This window comes from Pseudomonas sp. AC255 (genome assembly GCF_979258175.1).
Genome location: NZ_OZ409841.1, coordinates 5001 through 22388, shown reverse-complemented (window position 1 = coordinate 22388; position 17388 = coordinate 5001). Strand labels below are relative to the sequence as shown.

Genomic DNA, 17388 nt, shown 5'->3' with positions numbered 1-17388 from the left:
TCGGGACAGATCCAGAGGATGCGTGCCCGACCTTACTCTTATCGACTCAATAAAATAAAAATCTGCAAAACGGCCGATTACTTCGGACGCTTGGTACCGTACTTCGAACGACCCTGGTTACGGCCTTTAACGCCGGAAGTATCCAAGGAGCCGCGAACGGTGTGGTAACGAACACCTGGCAAGTCTTTTACACGACCGCCGCGGATCAGTACCACGCTGTGCTCTTGCAGGTTGTGGCCTTCACCACCGATGTACGAGGAAACCTCGAAACCGTTGGTCAGACGCACACGGCATACTTTACGCAGTGCCGAGTTAGGTTTTTTCGGCGTGGTGGTGTACACACGGGTGCACACGCCACGACGTTGCGGGCAGTTCTGCAGCGCAGGTACGTCGGATTTCTCGACGATACGCTTACGCGGCTGACGTACCAGCTGGTTGATAGTTGCCATCTACTAGCTCCACTGTTGTCTTGCGACGCTATTGTCTTGCAAGAAAAGCAAAATGGCAGGAACGAATTCCCGCCAAATTTAGGGGATCAAGAGTCTAAAGAGGATCTTGATTCCAGTCAAGGCAAGGCCCCGACCTCCCCGCCCATCGAACCTTGACTTAATGTCTCGATTCGACGAACGGAGCGATCAGGGCCTCACTCTCGTTTATCGCCGAACTCAGTTACCGCTCGAGTTCAGCGCTTCGGTCAGTGCAGCTTCCACTTCACTGGCGCTTACGCGCAACGGCTTGTCGGCATCACGGCGACGCTTGCGCTCGCTGTGATAGGCAAGACCGGTACCGGCCGGGATCAGACGACCCACGACTACGTTTTCTTTCAGGCCGCGCAGGTAATCGCGCTTGCCGGTGACTGCCGCTTCGGTCAGTACGCGAGTGGTTTCCTGGAAGGAAGCCGCCGAGATGAACGATTCGGTGGACAACGACGCCTTGGTGATACCCAGCAGAACGCGAGTGAACTTGGAGACAAACTTGTCTTCCGCGCTCAGACGTTCGTTCTCGACCAGAACGTGAGTCAGTTCCATCTGGTCGCCCTTGATGAAGCTGGAATCGCCGGACTCGGAGATCTCAACTTTACGCAGCATCTGACGCAGGATGGTCTCGATGTGCTTGTCGTTGATCTTCACGCCTTGCAGACGATAAACGTCCTGGATCTCGTTGACGATGTACTTGGCCAGCGCGCTCACACCCAGCAGACGAAGGATGTCGTGCGGATCGCTTGGACCGTCGGAGATAACTTCGCCGCGGTTTACCTGTTCGCCTTCGAAGACGTTCAGGTGACGCCACTTCGGAATCAGCTCTTCATACGGATCGCTACCGTCGTTCGGGGTAATGACCAGACGGCGCTTGCCCTTGGTCTCTTTACCGAACGCGATGGTGCCGCTGACTTCAGCCAGAATCGACGCTTCTTTCGGACGACGCGCTTCGAACAGGTCGGCAACACGCGGCAGACCACCGGTGATGTCACGGGTCTTCGAAGTTTCCTGCGGGATACGAGCGATAACATCACCGATCGCAATCTTCGCACCGTCAGCCACACCGACCAGGGCGTTGGCTGGCAGGAAGTACTGAGCGATAACGTCAGTGCCTGGCAGCAACAGATCCTTGCCGTTGTCGTCGACCATCTTCACTGCTGGACGGATTTCCTTGCCGGCAGCTGGACGATCTTTCGCGTCGAGTACTTCAATGTTGGTCATACCGGTCAATTCGTCAGTCTGACGCTTGATCGTGATGCCCTCTTCCATGCCCACGTAGGTCACGGTACCTTTCATTTCGGTAACGATCGGGTGAGTGTGCGGATCCCACTTGGCCACGATTGCGCCAGCGTCGACCTTGTCACCTTCTTTAACCGAAATCACAGCACCGTACGGCAGCTTGTAACGCTCGCGCTCACGACCGAAATCGTCCGCGATTGCCAGCTCACCGGAACGGGACACAGCAACCAGATGGCCATCCACTCGCTCAACGTGCTTCAGGTTGTGCAGACGGACGGTACCGCCATTCTTCACCTGAACGCTGTCGGCTGCGGAAGTACGGCTTGCCGCACCACCGATGTGGAACGTACGCATGGTCAGCTGGGTACCCGGCTCACCGATGGACTGGGCAGCGATAACGCCGACCGCTTCACCGATGTTCACCTGGTGACCACGAGCCAGATCACGGCCGTAGCACTTGGCGCAAATGCCATAGCGGGTTTCGCAGCTGATCGGCGAACGCACGATCACTTCGTCGATGCTGTTCAGCTCGATGAACTCGACCCACTTCTCGTCAACCAGAGTGCCGGCAGGAACGATAACGTCCTCGGTACCCGGCTTGAATACGTCACGGGCAATGACACGACCCAATACGCGCTCACCCAGCGGCTCTACAACGTCACCGCCTTCAATGTGCGGAGTCATCAGCAGACCGTGTTCGGTGCCGCAATCGATCTCGGTTACAACCAGATCCTGCGCCACGTCTACCAGACGACGAGTCAGGTAACCGGAGTTCGCAGTTTTCAACGCGGTATCCGCCAGACCTTTACGAGCACCGTGAGTCGAGATGAAGTACTGAAGTACGCTCAAACCTTCACGGAAGTTCGCAGTAATCGGCGTTTCAATGATGGAACCGTCCGGCTTGGCCATCAGACCACGCATACCGGCCAGCTGACGAATCTGTGCTGCGGAACCCCGCGCACCCGAGTCGGCCATCATGTACATCGAGTTGAAAGACTCTTGGTCGACTTCGTCGCCGTGACGGTCGATGACTTTCTCTTTCGAGAGGTTGGCCATCATCGCCTTGGAAACTTCGTCGTTCGCTTTCGACCAGAGGTCGATCACTTTGTTGTACTTCTCGCCCTGGGTTACCAGGCCGGAGGCGTACTGACTCTCGATTTCTTTCACTTCGTCGGTGGCTGCACCGATGATGCGGGCTTTTTCATCCGGGATAACGAAGTCGTTAACACCGATCGAAACGCCGGAGATGGTCGAGTAAGCGAAACCGGTGTACATCAACTGGTCAGCGAAGATCACGGTCTCTTTCAGACCAACCACGCGGTAGCACTGGTTGATCAGCTTGGAGATCGCCTTTTTCTTCATCGGCAGGTTGACGACGTCGAACGACAGACCTTTCGGCACAACCTGGAACAGCAGCGCACGGCCGACAGTGGTGTCGACGATACGGGTACCGCTCACGCTGTTGCCGTCACGGTCGTTGACGGTTTCGTTGATACGAACCTTGACCTTGGCGTGCAGTGCGGCTTCGCCGGCACGGAACACACGGTCGACTTCCTGCAGATCCGCGAACACACGACCTTCGCCCTTGGCGTTGATCGCTTCACGAGTCATGTAGTACAGACCCAATACAACGTCCTGCGACGGAACGATGATTGGCTCACCGTTGGCTGGCGACAGAATGTTGTTGGTCGACATCATCAACGCACGCGCTTCGAGCTGGGCTTCCAGTGTCAGCGGTACGTGCACGGCCATTTGGTCGCCGTCGAAGTCAGCGTTGTACGCGGCGCAGACCAGCGGGTGCAGCTGGATAGCCTTACCTTCGATCAGTACCGGTTCAAACGCCTGGATACCCAGACGGTGAAGGGTTGGTGCACGGTTGAGAAGAACCGGGTGTTCGCGAATCACTTCAGCGAGAACGTCCCAAACCTCTGGCAGTTCGCGCTCGACCATTTTCTTGGCAGCTTTGATGGTGGTCGCCAGACCACGCATTTCCAGCTTGCCGAAAATGAACGGCTTGAACAGCTCGAGAGCCATCTTCTTCGGCAGACCGCACTGGTGCAGACGCAGCGTCGGGCCTACGGTAATTACCGAACGACCGGAGTAGTCAACACGCTTACCGAGCAAGTTCTGACGGAAACGACCCTGCTTACCCTTGATCATGTCAGCTAGGGATTTCAGAGGACGCTTGTTGGAACCGGTGATAGCGCGGCCACGACGACCGTTGTCGAGCAGTGCATCGACAGCTTCCTGCAACATGCGCTTTTCGTTGCGCACGATGATGTCCGGAGCCGACAGATCCAGCAGGCGCTTCAAACGGTTGTTACGGTTGATCACTCGACGATACAGATCGTTGAGGTCGGAGGTCGCGAAACGACCGCCATCCAGCGGGACCAGTGGACGCAGATCTGGCGGCAGAACCGGCAGAACGGTCAGCACCATCCACTCTGGCAGGTTGCCGGAACCCTGGAAGGCTTCCATCAACTTCAGACGCTTGGACAGCTTCTTGATCTTGGTTTCCGAGTTGGTTTGCGGAATCTCTTCGCGCAGACGGCCAATCTCGTGCTCCAGGTCGATAGCGTGCAGCAGTTCACGGACAGCTTCAGCACCCATGCGGGCATCGAAATCGTCACCGAACTCTTCAAGCGCTTCGAAGTACTGCTCGTCGTTCAGCAGCTGACCTTTTTCAAGGGTGGTCATGCCTGGATCGATAACGACATAGCTCTCGAAGTAGAGAACGCGCTCGATATCACGCAGGGTCATGTCCATCAGCAGGCCGATACGGGACGGCAGCGATTTCAGGAACCAGATGTGGGCAACCGGCGAAGCCAGTTCGATGTGCGCCATGCGCTCACGACGAACCTTGGCCAGTGCAACTTCAACGCCGCACTTCTCGCAGATCACACCACGGTGCTTCAAGCGCTTGTACTTACCGCACAGGCACTCGTAATCCTTTACCGGGCCAAAGATCTTGGCGCAGAACAGGCCGTCACGCTCAGGTTTGAACGTACGGTAGTTGATGGTTTCCGGCTTTTTAACTTCACCGAACGACCACGAACGGATCATCTCCGGCGAGGCCAATCCGATACGGATGGCGTCGAACTCTTCGACTTGACCCTGGTTTTTCAGCAAATTCAGTAGGTCTTTCAAGGCCTTTCCTCCTGGCGGAGCAGAGAGCGGGCAATCCTGCCCCGCTCTCGATTCGCGTCACGTGTTATTCGGTTTCCAGATCGATATCGATGCCGAGGGAACGAATTTCCTTGATCAACACGTTGAAGGACTCGGGCATGCCCGGCTCCATACGGTGATCGCCATCCACGATGTTCTTGTACATCTTGGTACGGCCGTTCACATCGTCCGACTTCACTGTGAGCATTTCTTGCAGAGTGTAAGCAGCACCGTATGCTTCCAGTGCCCAGACCTCCATCTCCCCGAAACGCTGACCACCGAACTGCGCCTTACCACCCAGCGGCTGCTGGGTAACCAGGCTGTAAGAACCGGTAGAACGCGCGTGCATCTTGTCGTCTACCAAGTGGTTCAGCTTCAGCATGTACATGTAGCCAACGGTAACTGGACGCTCGAACTTGTTGCCGGTACGGCCGTCGGTCAGCTGCATCTGGCCGCTTTCCGGCAGGTCTGCCAGTTTCAGCATGGCCTTGATTTCGCTTTCCTTGGCGCCGTCGAACACTGGAGTGGCCATTGGAACGCCGCCACGCAGGTTGTTCGCCAGATCGAGGATTTCCTGATCGGAGAAGCTGTCCAGATCTTCGTTACGACCGCCGATCTGGTTGTAGATCTCGTCCAGGAAAGTGCGCAGTTCAGCGACTTTACGCTGCTCTTCGACCATCCGGTTGATCTTCTCGCCCAGACCTTTGGCCGCGAGGCCCAGGTGGGTTTCGAGAATCTGACCAACGTTCATACGCGAAGGTACGCCCAGCGGGTTGAGGACCACGTCGACCGGGGTGCCATTGGCATCGTGCGGCATGTCTTCAACCGGCATGATCACGGAGACCACACCCTTGTTACCGTGACGACCGGCCATCTTGTCGCCCGGCTGGATGCGGCGACGGATTGCCAGGTAAACCTTGACGATTTTCAGCACGCCTGGAGCCAGGTCATCGCCCTGCTGCAGTTTGCGCTTCTTGTCTTCGAACTTGTCGTCCAGCAGACGGCGACGATCAACGATGTAGGCCTGAGCCTTCTCGAGCTGCTCGTTCAGCGCATCTTCAGCCATGCGCAGTTTGAACCACTGGCCGTGCTCAAGACCGTCGAGTACTTCGTCGGTGATGTCCTGACCTTTCTTCAGGCCGGCGCCGCCTTCGGCCTTGTGGCCTACCAGTGCGGAACGCAGACGTTCGAAAGTCGCGCCTTCAACGATGCGGAACTCTTCGTTCAGATCCTTGCGGATCTCGTCCAGCTGGGACTTCTCGATCGACAGTGCACGAGCATCACGCTCAACGCCGTCGCGGGTGAAGACCTGTACGTCGATGACAGTACCTTTGGTGCCGGTTGGCACGCGCAGGGAGGTGTCTTTAACGTCGCTGGCTTTTTCACCGAAGATTGCACGCAGCAGTTTTTCTTCCGGAGTCAGTTGGGTCTCGCCTTTCGGAGTGACCTTACCCACCAGGATGTCGCCTGCGCCTACTTCAGCACCTACGTAAACGATACCGGCTTCGTCCAGCTTGTTCAGTGCAGCTTCACCCACGTTCGGGATGTCCGCAGTGATTTCCTCTGGGCCAAGCTTGGTGTCACGGGCCACACAGGTCAGTTCCTGAATGTGGATCGTGGTGAAACGGTCTTCCTGAACAACACGCTCGGACAGGCAGATGGAGTCTTCGAAGTTGAAGCCGTTCCATGCCATGAACGCGATGCGCATGTTCTGACCCAGTGCCAGTTCACCCATGTCGGTGGACGGGCCGTCGGCCATGATGTCGCTACGCTGAACGCGATCACCTTTACGTACCAGCGGACGCTGGTTGATGCAGGTGTTCTGGTTCGAGCGGGTGTATTTGGTCAGGTTGTAGATGTCGACACCGGCTTCACCGGTTTCAACTTCGTCATCGGCAACACGAACCACGATACGGCTGGCGTCGACGGAGTCGATCACGCCACCACGACGAGCCACGACGCAAACGCCGGAGTCACGGGCTACGTTACGCTCCATGCCGGTACCTACCAGCGGCTTGTCAGCGCGCAGAGTCGGTACAGCCTGACGCTGCATGTTCGAACCCATCAACGCACGGTTGGCGTCGTCGTGCTCGAGGAACGGAATCAACGACGCTGCAACCGACACAACCTGCTTCGGCGAAACGTCCATCAGGGTGACGTCTTCCGGCGCCTTGACGGTGAATTCGTTCAGGTGACGTACGGCAACCAGTTCGTCGATCAGGACTTTCTGCTCGTTCATGGTCGCCGAAGCCTGCGCGATCACGTGATCGGCTTCTTCAATAGCGGACAGGAACACGATCTCGTCGGTGACCACACCCTCTTTCACCACGCGGTACGGGCTTTCCAGGAAGCCGTACTGGTTGGTGCGAGCGTACGCAGCCAGGGAGTTGATCAGGCCGATGTTCGGACCTTCCGGCGTTTCAATCGGGCAGACACGACCGTAGTGAGTCGGGTGTACGTCACGGACTTCGAAGCCTGCGCGCTCACGAGTCAGACCGCCAGGGCCGAGTGCAGAGACGCGACGCTTGTGGGTGATCTCGGACAGCGGGTTGTTCTGGTCCATGAACTGCGACAGCTGGCTGGAACCGAAGAACTCTTTCACCGCGGCAGCCACTGGCTTGGCGTTGATCAGGTCTTGCGGCATCAGGCCTTCGCTTTCAGCCATCGACAGACGCTCTTTGACCGCACGCTCAACACGTACCAGGCCAACGCGGAACTGGTTCTCGGCCATTTCGCCCACGCAGCGAACACGACGGTTACCCAGGTGGTCGATGTCATCGACGATGCCTTTACCGTTGCGGATGTCGACCAGAGTCTTCAGGACCGCGACGATGTCTTCCTTGCACAGCACGCCCGAACCTTCGATCTCGGTACGACCGATACGACGGTTGAACTTCATCCGGCCGACCGCAGACAGGTCATAACGTTCAGGGCTGAAGAACAGGTTGTTGAACAGGGTCTCGGCAGCGTCTTTGGTTGGCGGCTCGCCTGGACGCATCATGCGATAGATCTCGACCAGCGCTTCCAATTGGTTGCTGGTGGAGTCGATCTTCAGCGTGTCGGAGACGAACGGACCGCAGTCGATGTCGTTAGTGTACAGGGTCTCGATGCGAACGACCTGGGCCTTGGCGATCTTTGCCAGGACTTCAGTGTTCAGCTCGGTGTTGCATTCGGCCAGGATTTCGCCGGTAGCCGGGTGCACGATAGCCTTGGCGGTGGTGCGGCCGAGGACGTAGTCCAGTGGCACGTCCAGCGTCTTGATACCGGCCTTCTCGATCTGGTTGATGTGGCGCGCGGTAATACGGCGGCCTTGCTCAACGATGACCTTGCCCTTCTCGTCCTGGATGTCCAGAACCGCAACCTCACCACGCAGGCGCGATGGCACCAGTTCCAGACTGAGGGTTTCGCCGCTCAGGTGGAATACGTTGGTGGTGTAGAACGCGTCCAGCACTTCTTCGGTGGTGTAACCGAGTGCGCGCAGCAGTACCGAAGCCGGCAGTTTGCGACGACGGTCGATACGCACGAAGACGCAGTCTTTCGGGTCGAATTCGAAGTCCAGCCACGAACCGCGGTAAGGAATGATGCGAGCCGAGTACAGCAGTTTGCCGGAGCTGTGCGTCTTGCCGCGGTCGTGGTCGAAGAACACGCCCGGGGAACGGTGCAGCTGGGAAACGATAACACGCTCGGTACCGTTGATTACGAAGGTACCGTTCTCAGTCATCAGGGGGATTTCACCCATGTAGACTTCTTGCTCTTTGATGTCCTTGATCGCTTTGTTCGACGATTCTTTGTCGAAAATGATCAGGCGCACTTTTACCCGCAAAGGTACGGCGAAAGTTACACCGCGCAATACGCATTCTTTGACATCAAATGCCGGTTCGCCCAGGCGATAACCGACGTACTCCAGCGCAGCATTGCCGGAGTAGCTGATGATCGGGAAAACGGATTTGAAGGCCGCATGCAGGCCCACGTCGCGGAACTGATCTTTAGTCGCTCCCGCTTGCAAGAATTCACGATACGAATCCAGCTGGATGGCCAGGAGGTAAGGCACATCCATGACGTCCGGCAACTTGCTAAAGTCCTTGCGGATACGTTTTTTCTCAGTATATGAGTAAGCCATCAGCGTTCCCCAGCTTGGTCACCTGCTTGTTTGGCCCCTCCCGACGGGAGCAGCCAGAAAATCGTGCAAACCCCATGGTTTGCGCCACCGCATCGGGTGGTTACAGCGCCTTTATCAGCACCGACCCAGTCGGCTGCCAATAACGGAAAAAGGCCGGTGGCAAGAGCCACCAGCCATCAGCCTGTCGCTTGACGCTCGGGCTGGAGGAGCAAAGTCGATGCTTACTTCAGCTCGACTTTAGCGCCTGCTTCTTCCAGCTTCTTCTTGGCGTCTTCAGCCGCTTCTTTCGAAACGCCTTCAGCTACAACCTGAGGAGCGCCGTCTACTTTCTCTTTGGCTTCTTTCAGGCCCAGACCAGTCAGTTCACGAACTGCCTTGATCACGTTAACCTTCTTCTCGCCAGCTTCCAGCAGAACAACGTTGAACTCGGTTTGCTCTTCAACAGCAGCAGCAGCTACAGCTGGGCCAGCCGAAGCGGCAGCAGCGGTAACACCGAAGGTTTCTTCCATCGCTTTGATCAGCTCAACGATTTCCACTACGGATTTCTGGCCGATTGCTTCGATGATTTGTTCGTTAGTCAGAGACATGACTCAATTCCTGAATTGGGGGACGGCCTACGCGACCATCGAAATAAACAAAAAACGCGAGAAGTGACGAGCCTTAGGCTGCGGCAGCTTCTTTCTGGTCGCGAATTGCCGCCAGAGTACGAGCCAATTTGCTGGTTGCGCCTTGAATCACGCTCATCAGCTGAGAAATTGCTTCGTCACGGGTCGGCAGAGTTGCCAGTACGTCGATCTGATTAGCTGCGAGGAACTTGCCCTCGAACGCAGCTGCCTTGATCTCGAACTTGTCCTGACCCTTGGCAAACTCTTTGAAGATACGGGCAGCAGCGCCCGGATGTTCGTTCGAGAATGCAATCAGGGTCGGGCCGGTGAACACGTCGTTGAGGACACTGTATTGAGTGTCAGCAACAGCGCGCTTGAGCAGGGTGTTACGTACAACACGTACGTAAACGCCAGCTTCACGAGCCTCTTTACGGAGTCCGGTCATTGCGCCTACTGTTACGCCACGTGCATCAACCACGACAGCGGACAGAGCGACTTTGGCAGCCTCGTTGACTTCAGCGACGATGGCCTTCTTGTCTTCGAGATTAATTGCCACGGGTTTAACTCCTGCTTGTTACCGTTTCATTCGATCGGAACCGAATGTCGTTTTGGTGTCTGATTCGGTAAGGAACCGGGAGCACCATCTGCGTAGGCTTGAGGTTTAAGGCTTGCGCCGCCTACGGTCTTGGATAGCCCCCGCCAGGCAGGGACCCCAATCTTTCAATTGGCGCGACAATCCGCGCCAACCTTTGTCTTACGCGTCGAGCGAGCTCTGGTCGATAACCAGACCTGGGCCCATAGTGGTGCTCAGGGTAACGCGCTTGACGTAAATACCTTTCGAGGAAGCTGGCTTGATACGCTTCAGATCAGCGATCAGGGCTTCAACGTTTTCCTTCAGCTTGACGGCGTCGAAGCCGATCTTGCCAACGGAAGTGTGGATGATGCCGTTTTTGTCGGTGCGATAACGAACCTGACCAGCCTTGGCGTTCTTGACCGCGTTGGCTACGTCTGGAGTTACGGTGCCGACTTTAGGGTTAGGCATCAGGCCACGTGGACCGAGGATCTGACCCAACTGACCTACAACGCGCATGGCATCCGGGGATGCGATCACTACGTCATAGTTCAGGTCGCCGCCTTTCATTTCGGCAGCCAGGTCGTCCATACCTACACGATCAGCGCCGGCAGCCAGAGCGGCCTCAGCAGCTGGACCCTGGGTGAACACAGCAACGCGAACGGTCTTGCCAGTGCCGTGTGGCAGCACAGTAGCGCTACGAACAACCTGGTCGGATTTACGCGGGTCTACACCCAGGTTTACAGCAACGTCGAACGACTCGCTGAACTTGACAGTCGACAGCTCGGCCAGCAGAGCAGCGGCGTCTACAATGTTGTAGGCCTTGCCTGCTTCGATTTTGCCGGCGATAGCCTTTTGACGCTTGGTCAGCTTAGCCATTACACACCCTCCACGTTAAGGCCCATGCTACGAGCAGAACCGGCGATAGTACGCACGGCTGCATCCATATCAGCTGCAGTCAGATCCGCGTTTTTGGTTTTCGCGATTTCTTCCAGCTGAGCACGGGTAACAGTGCCAACCTTAACGGTGTTCGGACGAGCGGAACCGCTGGTCAGACCGGCCGCCTTCTTCAGCAGAACCGAAGCAGGGGTGGATTTGGTTTCGAAAGTGAAGCTACGGTCGCTGTAGACAGTGATGATCACTGGAGTCGGCAGACCTGGCTCAAGACCCTGAGTACGGGCGTTGAAAGCCTTGCAGAATTCCATGATGTTCACGCCGTGCTGACCCAGAGCAGGACCAACCGGTGGACTTGGGTTAGCCTGAGCGGCCTTCACTTGCAGCTTGATGTAAGCGGTAATCTTCTTGGCCATGAGGCACTCCAATTACGGGTTCGAACGCCTCGAAAGGCTCCCCGGTTACTTGCGCGTTTATCCCAGTGACGACAAAACCCCACAGCCTAAGGCTGCGGGGTTGGGATTGCTTGTCCAGCTAGACCTTCTCGACCTGACTGAACTCGAGCTCCACCGGAGTAGAGCGACCGAAAATGAGCACAGCCACTTGGATCCGGCTCTTTTCGTAGTTAACTTCTTCCACAACGCCATTGAAATCAGCGAATGGACCGTCGTTGACACGTACCGTCTCGCCCGGCTCGAACAAAGTCTTCGGCTTCGGCTTGTCGCTACCATCAGCAACGCGACGCAGAATCGCTTCTGCCTCTTTATCTGTAATTGGCGCAGGCTTGTCAGCGGTACCGCCGATAAAACCCATCACCCGAGGAGTATCCTTGACCAAGTGCCAAGTACCCTCGTTCATATCCATTTGGACCAGCACATAGCCTGGAAAGAACTTCCGTTCGCTTTTGCGCTTCTGGCCGTTACGCATCTCAACCACTTCTTCAGTGGGAACCAGAATCTCGCCGAAGCCATCTTCCATGCCAGCCAGCTTTACGCGCTCGATCAGCGAGCGCATCACATGCTTCTCGTAACCCGAGTAAGCATGCACAACATACCAACGCTTAGCCACGGGACACCCTTAGCCGACAATCAAGGAAACAAGCCAGCCGAGCAGGGAATCAAGCCCCCACAGCAGCAACGCCATAACCAAAACAACAGCCACGACAATCAGCGTGGTCTGTGTGGTTTCTTGGCGAGTTGGCCACACGACTTTACGAATCTCGGTGCGAGCTTCCTTAACCAGTACAAAGAAAGACTTGCCCTTCGCGGTTTGCAGGCCTACAAAGGCAGCTACGGCAGCAATGGCAAGCAAAGCGAGTACACGGTACAGGATCGGCGAAGCAGCGTAATACTGATTGCCAACAACGCCAACAACCACCAAAGCGACTACTACAAGCCACTTGAGCAGATCGAAGCGAGAGCCTTGAGCTTCAGCTTTAGGAGTCATCTATGAAGATCCTGTGAAAAGAAAGCCAGATACACCGAGTGAATCTGGCAGGTCAGGAGGGAATCGAACCCCCAACCTACGGTTTTGGAGACCGTCGCTCTGCCAATTGAGCTACTGACCTAAAACAAAATCAGGCCGACCATTATGCCGGCCCGAAAAATACATTACAACCGCTTATTCGATGATTTTTGCTACGACGCCAGCGCCGACGGTACGACCGCCTTCACGGATAGCGAAACGCAGACCGTCTTCCATCGCGATGGTTTTGATCAGGGTAACAGTCATCTGAATGTTGTCACCTGGCATTACCATTTCAACGCCTTCTGGCAGCTCGCAGTTACCAGTCACGTCAGTAGTACGGAAGTAGAACTGTGGACGGTAGCCTTTGAAGAACGGAGTGTGACGACCGCCTTCTTCCTTGCTCAGAACGTAAACTTCTGCGGTGAACTTGGTGTGCGGCTTGACCGAACCTGGCTTGACCAGAACCTGGCCACGCTCAACGTCGTCACGCTTGGTACCACGCAGCAGAACGCCGCAGTTCTCGCCAGCACGACCTTCGTCGAGCAGCTTGCGGAACATTTCAACACCGGTGCAAGTAGTAACGGTGGTGTCACGCAGACCAACGATTTCCAGCGGATCCTGAACGCGAACGATACCGCGCTCGATACGACCAGTCACAACAGTACCGCGACCCGAGATCGAGAATACGTCTTCGATTGGCATCAGGAATGGCTTGTCGATCATACGAACTGGTTCTGGGATGTAGGCATCCAGAGTTTCAACCAGTTTCTTGACGGCAGTGGTGCCCATCTCGTTGTCGTCTTTGCCTTCCAGCGCCATACGAGCCGAACCGATGATGATCGGAGTGTCGTCGCCCGGGAAGTCGTAAGTCGACAGCAGGTCACGAACTTCCATCTCAACCAGTTCCAGCAGCTCAGCATCGTCTACCAGGTCAGCCTTGTTCAGGAAGACCACGATGTACGGAACGCCAACCTGACGGGACAGCAGGATGTGCTCACGGGTTTGAGGCATCGGACCATCAGCGGCCGAGCAAACCAGGATAGCGCCGTCCATCTGAGCAGCACCGGTGATCATGTTCTTCACGTAGTCAGCGTGACCTGGGCAGTCAACGTGAGCGTAGTGACGGATCTTCGAGTTGTACTCAACGTGCGCGGTGTTGATGGTGATACCGCGAGCTTTTTCTTCTGGTGCGCTGTCGATCTTGTCGAAGTCAACGATTGCAGAACCGAAAACCTCGGAGCAAACGCGAGTCAGAGCAGCAGTCAGAGTGGTTTTACCGTGGTCAACGTGACCAATGGTCCCAACGTTGACGTGGGGCAGGGAACGATCAAATTTTTCCTTAGCCATCGATATCACCCTCTACAGAAGAAATTAGACAAACAATATCAACCATTAAAACAAAGGCAGATATTTTCATATCTGCCTTGTTATATGGAGCTCTTGAGCGGATTTGAACCGCTGACCTCACCCTTACCAAGGGTGTGCTCTACCAACTGAGCTACAAGAGCAAAACCCTTTTGCACAACCTGCAAACTTGGAGCGGGTAGCGGGAATCGAACCCGCATCATCAGCTTGGAAGGCTGAGGTTCTACCACTAAACTATACCCGCGGAGCCTGCAGCTCACGCTTAAATCTGGTGGAGGGAGAAGGATTCGAACCTTCGAAGTCGTAGACGTCAGATTTACAGTCTGATCCCTTTGGCCGCTCGGGAACCCCTCCTAATCAGGCCGGCATTCTATATCATGCCAAACCCCTGTCAAGCATTTTCTCATTTAAAAACCTGAGGTTAGCTGCGTTGACACGCTTCACTTCGAATCCCGTTTAAGGTGTTCGCTGTGGAGCGGGCGCCATTCTATGCAAACTATTGAGCAGGTGCAACCCCTTCGCACAGCATTATTTTATGTTTTAACTCATTGAATTCCTTGGAAAGGTTTTGCAACTGCAGATCGCCCAACAAACGCTGGCTGTCCGGCGCAGCTGCCAGCCAGTACCCGCTTCCGGCAGCATCTTTCGGCAGGGATTGCACATTGACTTTCATCGCCACCAGACGCTGTTGCAACTTGGCAATTGAATCTTCGTCAGAAAATCCACCAAGGAACAAGCACTGCTGACGCGGCGCCACCTCGCCTCTTCGACCTTCACCTGCGGTTTCGCTCAGCAGACGGATATCCTGCTGCGAACCACGATACAGATTAAGAGGCGTTACATCTTTGGCTCGCAAGGGCGCTTCCTGCTGATGCCAGACATAGTAAAAAACATTGAGTACAACCAGCAGCAGGAACAACCAACGCATATAAACCTCAAGACAAGGGACAAGCCATCGCCAAGCCGACAAAAACCAGGTCGGGCACAACCCTGGCGTCAGGCGCGACGCCTTTAACCAACTCGGCATCCCCTCCCGTGATAAAGACGGCGAATTGCTCTCCCCAGTACGCTCGAGCCAGCTCTAATTGAGTGAGAACGAAGCCCCTCAGCATCAAAGAACAACCGCGCTCCACCGCTTCAACGGTGGTCCGTCCCGGGACGTGACTGGAAAGGGCGCGCTCTGCTGCTTCATCACCATAACGAATTTTACGGGTATGGGTGCGCAACTGGTTTCGCATCAAAGGCATACCAGGACAAATGAACCCCCCGAGATGCTCACCGTCAGCCGCGACAAAATCGGCAGTGACCGCGGTACCGAAATCGAGAACCAGGCAAGCACTTCCGGCAGCCAGGTGGAAGCCGCCGAGCATCGCCAGCCAGCGATCAAGCCCCAGACGCTCATAGTCTTCATAGCCGTTTCGAACACCGGACATCTCGCGGGCGGGTTTCGCACACACGATAGGAATACCGAACGCGCGCTCAAGCATTTCGGTTAAAGCGCTGGTTTCCTCGTTAGTCCTGACGCTTACCAAACGACACTTGCGCAGCGAGAGCGACTTTATGATCCGTAGACTCTCAAGCAAAGCCTGATTGGAATCTACAACTCCTTCCGAGACCAGCCCACTCGCCGACGCATCCAGCACGCGCCATTTGATAAAACTATTGCCGCAGTCAAGCTCAAGAATCATCACGCAACCTCAGGCTGAGCTCTCCACCACTAAAGACTTTTTCAACACCATCTACAATCAAGCGCAACCCGCCTTGGTTATCAATCCCGAGCACTATCCCATCGATATGGCTGTTACCCGCGATCAACGACACGGATCGACCCTGCCACAGATGATTTTCCGCCCATTCTGCCTGCAGACTTGCGAACCCGTTGAGCTGGTGTTTATGGGTATAAGCTTTGAGTTGATTACTCAACTCAACCACCAGAGCATTGCGATCGCAGGCTTTGCCTGACTCCAGTTTTATAGAAGTCCATTGCTGGTCGACCTCATCGGCAACCTGCATATTCACGTTGATTCCTATACCCAATACAACATGACATACATCCGCCGGATCGCCGACGAGTTCGAGCAGGATGCCGGCTATTTTCTTGTTACCCACCAAAACATCGTTGGGCCACTTCAAACCGGCATTGGGCACGCCGGCGCTTCGCAAGGTCTGCATCACGGCCAAGCCAACAACAAGGCTCAACCCCTCAAGCTGACGCATGCCGCCATCTATTCGAAGAACCAGGCTGTAATAAAGATTTTCCGCAAATGGGCTCACCCACTTGCGGCCTCGACGACCACGGCCTGCCAATTGTCGCTCCGCGAGCACCAAAAACGGCGCGGGGGCGCCCTCACTGATGGAGCGCAAAGCTTCGGCATTTGTCGAGTCGACGGAGTCGAACACACGCACCGGCCATTCGGGCATCTTCCTGGTTATTTCAAGTGGATCAAGGAGCATCAGAGGCGCCGACAATTGATATCCGCGACCGCGAACTTTATGGATCGACAGGCCTAGTTCAGCTTCAAGCTGTTGTAGCTGCTTCCATACAGCACTTCGGCTAATTCCCAGGGCAACGCCCAAGTCCTGTCCGGAATGGAATCGTCCATCCTTCAGTAGATTCAACAACGTCAGCATGCAGGTATCGCCTCACAATGAGGCCCGCATAATAGCCATGCCCCGGGCCGTTGCATAGAAATCAAGCGGACACATTTCTCGCAGGCAAAACAAAACCCCAACTGCTTTCGCAATTGGGGTTTCGGAATTTAATCTTGACGATGACCTACTCTCACATGGGGAAACCCCACACTACCATCGGCGATGCATCGTTTCACTGCTGAGTTCGGGATGGGATCAGGTGGTTCCAACGCTCTATGGTCGTCAAGAAATTCGGGTACTGACTCGGGACCAGACGGCCTCGCTTCAGCAAATTGGGTATGTGACAGCTAGGTGTTTGTGAATTTCGAACTTTCGGTTCGTTTCGTCTTCACACACCGCAATCTGGTGCCTTTTCAGGTCAGCAAATTGCTTGGGTGTTATATGGTCAAGCCTCACGGGCAATTAGTATTGGTTAGCTCAACGCCTCACAGCGCTTACACACCCAACCTATCAACGTCGTAGTCTTCGACGGCCCTTCAGGGAACTCTAGGTTCCAGTGAGATCTCATCTTGAGGCAAGTTTCCCGCTTAGATGCTTTCAGCGGTTATCTTTCCCGAACATAGCTACCCGGCAATGCCACTGGCGTGACAACCGGAACACCAGAGGTTCGTCCACTCCGGTCCTCTCGTACTAGGAGCAGCCCCTCTCAAATCTCAAACGTCCACGGCAGATAGGGACCGAACTGTCTCACGACGTTCTAAACCCAGCTCGCGTACCACTTTAAATGGCGAACAGCCATACCCTTGGGACCGGCTTCAGCCCCAGGATGTGATGAGCCGACATCGAGGTGCCAAACACCGCCGTCGATATGAACTCTTGGGCGGTATCAGC

13 protein-coding genes, 4 tRNA genes and 2 rRNA genes (1 of these 19 cut by a window edge) are annotated in these 17388 nt (G+C 55.5%); all 19 read right to left on the bottom strand.

Annotated features, from left to right (window positions below):
* Positions 1 to 77: 77 nt before the first annotated feature.
* Positions 78 to 449: a 30S ribosomal protein S12 gene (gene rpsL / locus ACZZ0K_RS00115; RefSeq protein WP_003186084.1), complete on the bottom strand. Its 372-nt coding sequence runs from the start codon at positions 447 to 449 to the stop codon at positions 78 to 80.
* Positions 450 to 665: 216 nt separating this feature from the next.
* Entirely contained in the window at positions 666 to 4865 is a 4200-nt protein-coding gene (rpoC, locus tag ACZZ0K_RS00110; protein ID WP_016772940.1) for a DNA-directed RNA polymerase subunit beta', read from the bottom strand.
* A gap of 64 nt (positions 4866 to 4929) precedes the next feature.
* Positions 4930 to 9003, bottom strand: a complete 4074-nt coding sequence (rpoB, locus tag ACZZ0K_RS00105) for a DNA-directed RNA polymerase subunit beta (RefSeq protein ID WP_016772939.1) — start codon at positions 9001 to 9003, stop codon at positions 4930 to 4932.
* A gap of 221 nt (positions 9004 to 9224) precedes the next feature.
* Entirely contained in the window at positions 9225 to 9590 is a 366-nt protein-coding gene (gene rplL / locus ACZZ0K_RS00100) for a 50S ribosomal protein L7/L12 (protein ID WP_007962228.1), read from the bottom strand.
* A gap of 73 nt (positions 9591 to 9663) precedes the next feature.
* Complete coding sequence (gene rplJ / locus ACZZ0K_RS00095; protein WP_008081912.1) at positions 9664 to 10164, bottom strand: 50S ribosomal protein L10; 501 nt, start codon at positions 10162 to 10164, stop codon at positions 9664 to 9666.
* 198 nt (positions 10165 to 10362) lie between these two features.
* The gene (rplA, locus tag ACZZ0K_RS00090; protein ID WP_024014523.1) at positions 10363 to 11058 is read right to left on the bottom strand and encodes a 50S ribosomal protein L1; all 696 of its coding nucleotides are present in this window, start codon (positions 11056 to 11058) and stop codon (positions 10363 to 10365) included.
* A complete protein-coding gene (rplK, locus tag ACZZ0K_RS00085) occupies positions 11058 to 11489 on the bottom strand; it encodes a 50S ribosomal protein L11 (protein WP_003176435.1) in 432 nt (143 codons plus the stop codon). Before rplK ends, rplA begins: the two co-directional genes overlap by 1 nt.
* A gap of 118 nt (positions 11490 to 11607) precedes the next feature.
* Positions 11608 to 12141, bottom strand: a complete 534-nt coding sequence (nusG, locus tag ACZZ0K_RS00080; RefSeq protein WP_007957598.1) for a transcription termination/antitermination protein NusG — start codon at positions 12139 to 12141, stop codon at positions 11608 to 11610.
* A 9-nt stretch (positions 12142 to 12150) separates the two neighbouring features.
* Entirely contained in the window at positions 12151 to 12519 is a 369-nt protein-coding gene (gene secE / locus ACZZ0K_RS00075; RefSeq protein WP_016772937.1) for a preprotein translocase subunit SecE, read from the bottom strand.
* Positions 12520 to 12564: 45 nt separating this feature from the next.
* Positions 12565 to 12640: transfer RNA gene (locus ACZZ0K_RS00070), tRNA-Trp, on the bottom strand.
* Positions 12641 to 12693: 53 nt separating this feature from the next.
* Entirely contained in the window at positions 12694 to 13887 is a 1194-nt protein-coding gene (gene tuf, locus ACZZ0K_RS00065) for an elongation factor Tu (RefSeq protein ID WP_064361246.1), read from the bottom strand.
* A gap of 85 nt (positions 13888 to 13972) precedes the next feature.
* A tRNA-Thr gene (locus tag ACZZ0K_RS00060) sits at positions 13973 to 14048 on the bottom strand.
* 27 nt (positions 14049 to 14075) lie between these two features.
* Positions 14076 to 14149: transfer RNA gene (locus tag ACZZ0K_RS00055), tRNA-Gly, on the bottom strand.
* 25 nt (positions 14150 to 14174) lie between these two features.
* Positions 14175 to 14259: transfer RNA gene (locus ACZZ0K_RS00050), tRNA-Tyr, on the bottom strand.
* 142 nt (positions 14260 to 14401) lie between these two features.
* On the bottom strand, positions 14402 to 14833 hold the full coding sequence (locus ACZZ0K_RS00045) for a hypothetical protein (RefSeq protein WP_463558925.1): 432 nt from the start codon (positions 14831 to 14833) through the stop codon (positions 14402 to 14404).
* Positions 14834 to 14840: 7 nt separating this feature from the next.
* Complete coding sequence (locus ACZZ0K_RS00040) at positions 14841 to 15593, bottom strand: pantothenate kinase (protein ID WP_056786910.1); 753 nt, start codon at positions 15591 to 15593, stop codon at positions 14841 to 14843.
* Positions 15583 to 16536: a bifunctional biotin--[acetyl-CoA-carboxylase] ligase/biotin operon repressor BirA gene (gene birA, locus ACZZ0K_RS00035; RefSeq protein WP_150742354.1), complete on the bottom strand. Its 954-nt coding sequence runs from the start codon at positions 16534 to 16536 to the stop codon at positions 15583 to 15585. The genes ACZZ0K_RS00040 and birA overlap by 11 nt, the downstream gene beginning before the upstream one ends.
* A gap of 132 nt (positions 16537 to 16668) precedes the next feature.
* Positions 16669 to 16784 (bottom strand): 5S ribosomal RNA (gene rrf / locus ACZZ0K_RS00030).
* A gap of 154 nt (positions 16785 to 16938) precedes the next feature.
* Positions 16939 to 17388: ribosomal RNA gene (locus ACZZ0K_RS00025) — 23S ribosomal RNA — on the bottom strand; it runs 2444 nt beyond the window's last position.

Coding starts and splice junctions, on each gene's coding strand:
- rpsL (WP_003186084.1), bottom strand. CDS start 449: ATGGCAACTATCAACCAGCTGGTACGTCAGCCGCGTAAGCGTATCGTC.
- rpoB (WP_016772939.1), bottom strand. CDS start 9,003: ATGGCTTACTCATATACTGAGAAAAAACGTATCCGCAAGGACTTTAGC.
- rplL (WP_007962228.1), bottom strand. CDS start 9,590: ATGTCTCTGACTAACGAACAAATCATCGAAGCAATCGGCCAGAAATCC.
- rplA (WP_024014523.1), bottom strand. CDS start 11,058: ATGGCTAAGCTGACCAAGCGTCAAAAGGCTATCGCCGGCAAAATCGAA.
- rplK (WP_003176435.1), bottom strand. CDS start 11,489: ATGGCCAAGAAGATTACCGCTTACATCAAGCTGCAAGTGAAGGCCGCT.
- secE (WP_016772937.1), bottom strand. CDS start 12,519: ATGACTCCTAAAGCTGAAGCTCAAGGCTCTCGCTTCGATCTGCTCAAG.
- tuf (WP_064361246.1), bottom strand. CDS start 13,887: ATGGCTAAGGAAAAATTTGATCGTTCCCTGCCCCACGTCAACGTTGGG.
- ACZZ0K_RS00045 (WP_463558925.1), bottom strand. CDS start 14,833: ATGCGTTGGTTGTTCCTGCTGCTGGTTGTACTCAATGTTTTTTACTAT.
- ACZZ0K_RS00040 (WP_056786910.1), bottom strand. CDS start 15,593: ATGATTCTTGAGCTTGACTGCGGCAATAGTTTTATCAAATGGCGCGTG.
- birA (WP_150742354.1), bottom strand. CDS start 16,536: ATGCTGACGTTGTTGAATCTACTGAAGGATGGACGATTCCATTCCGGA.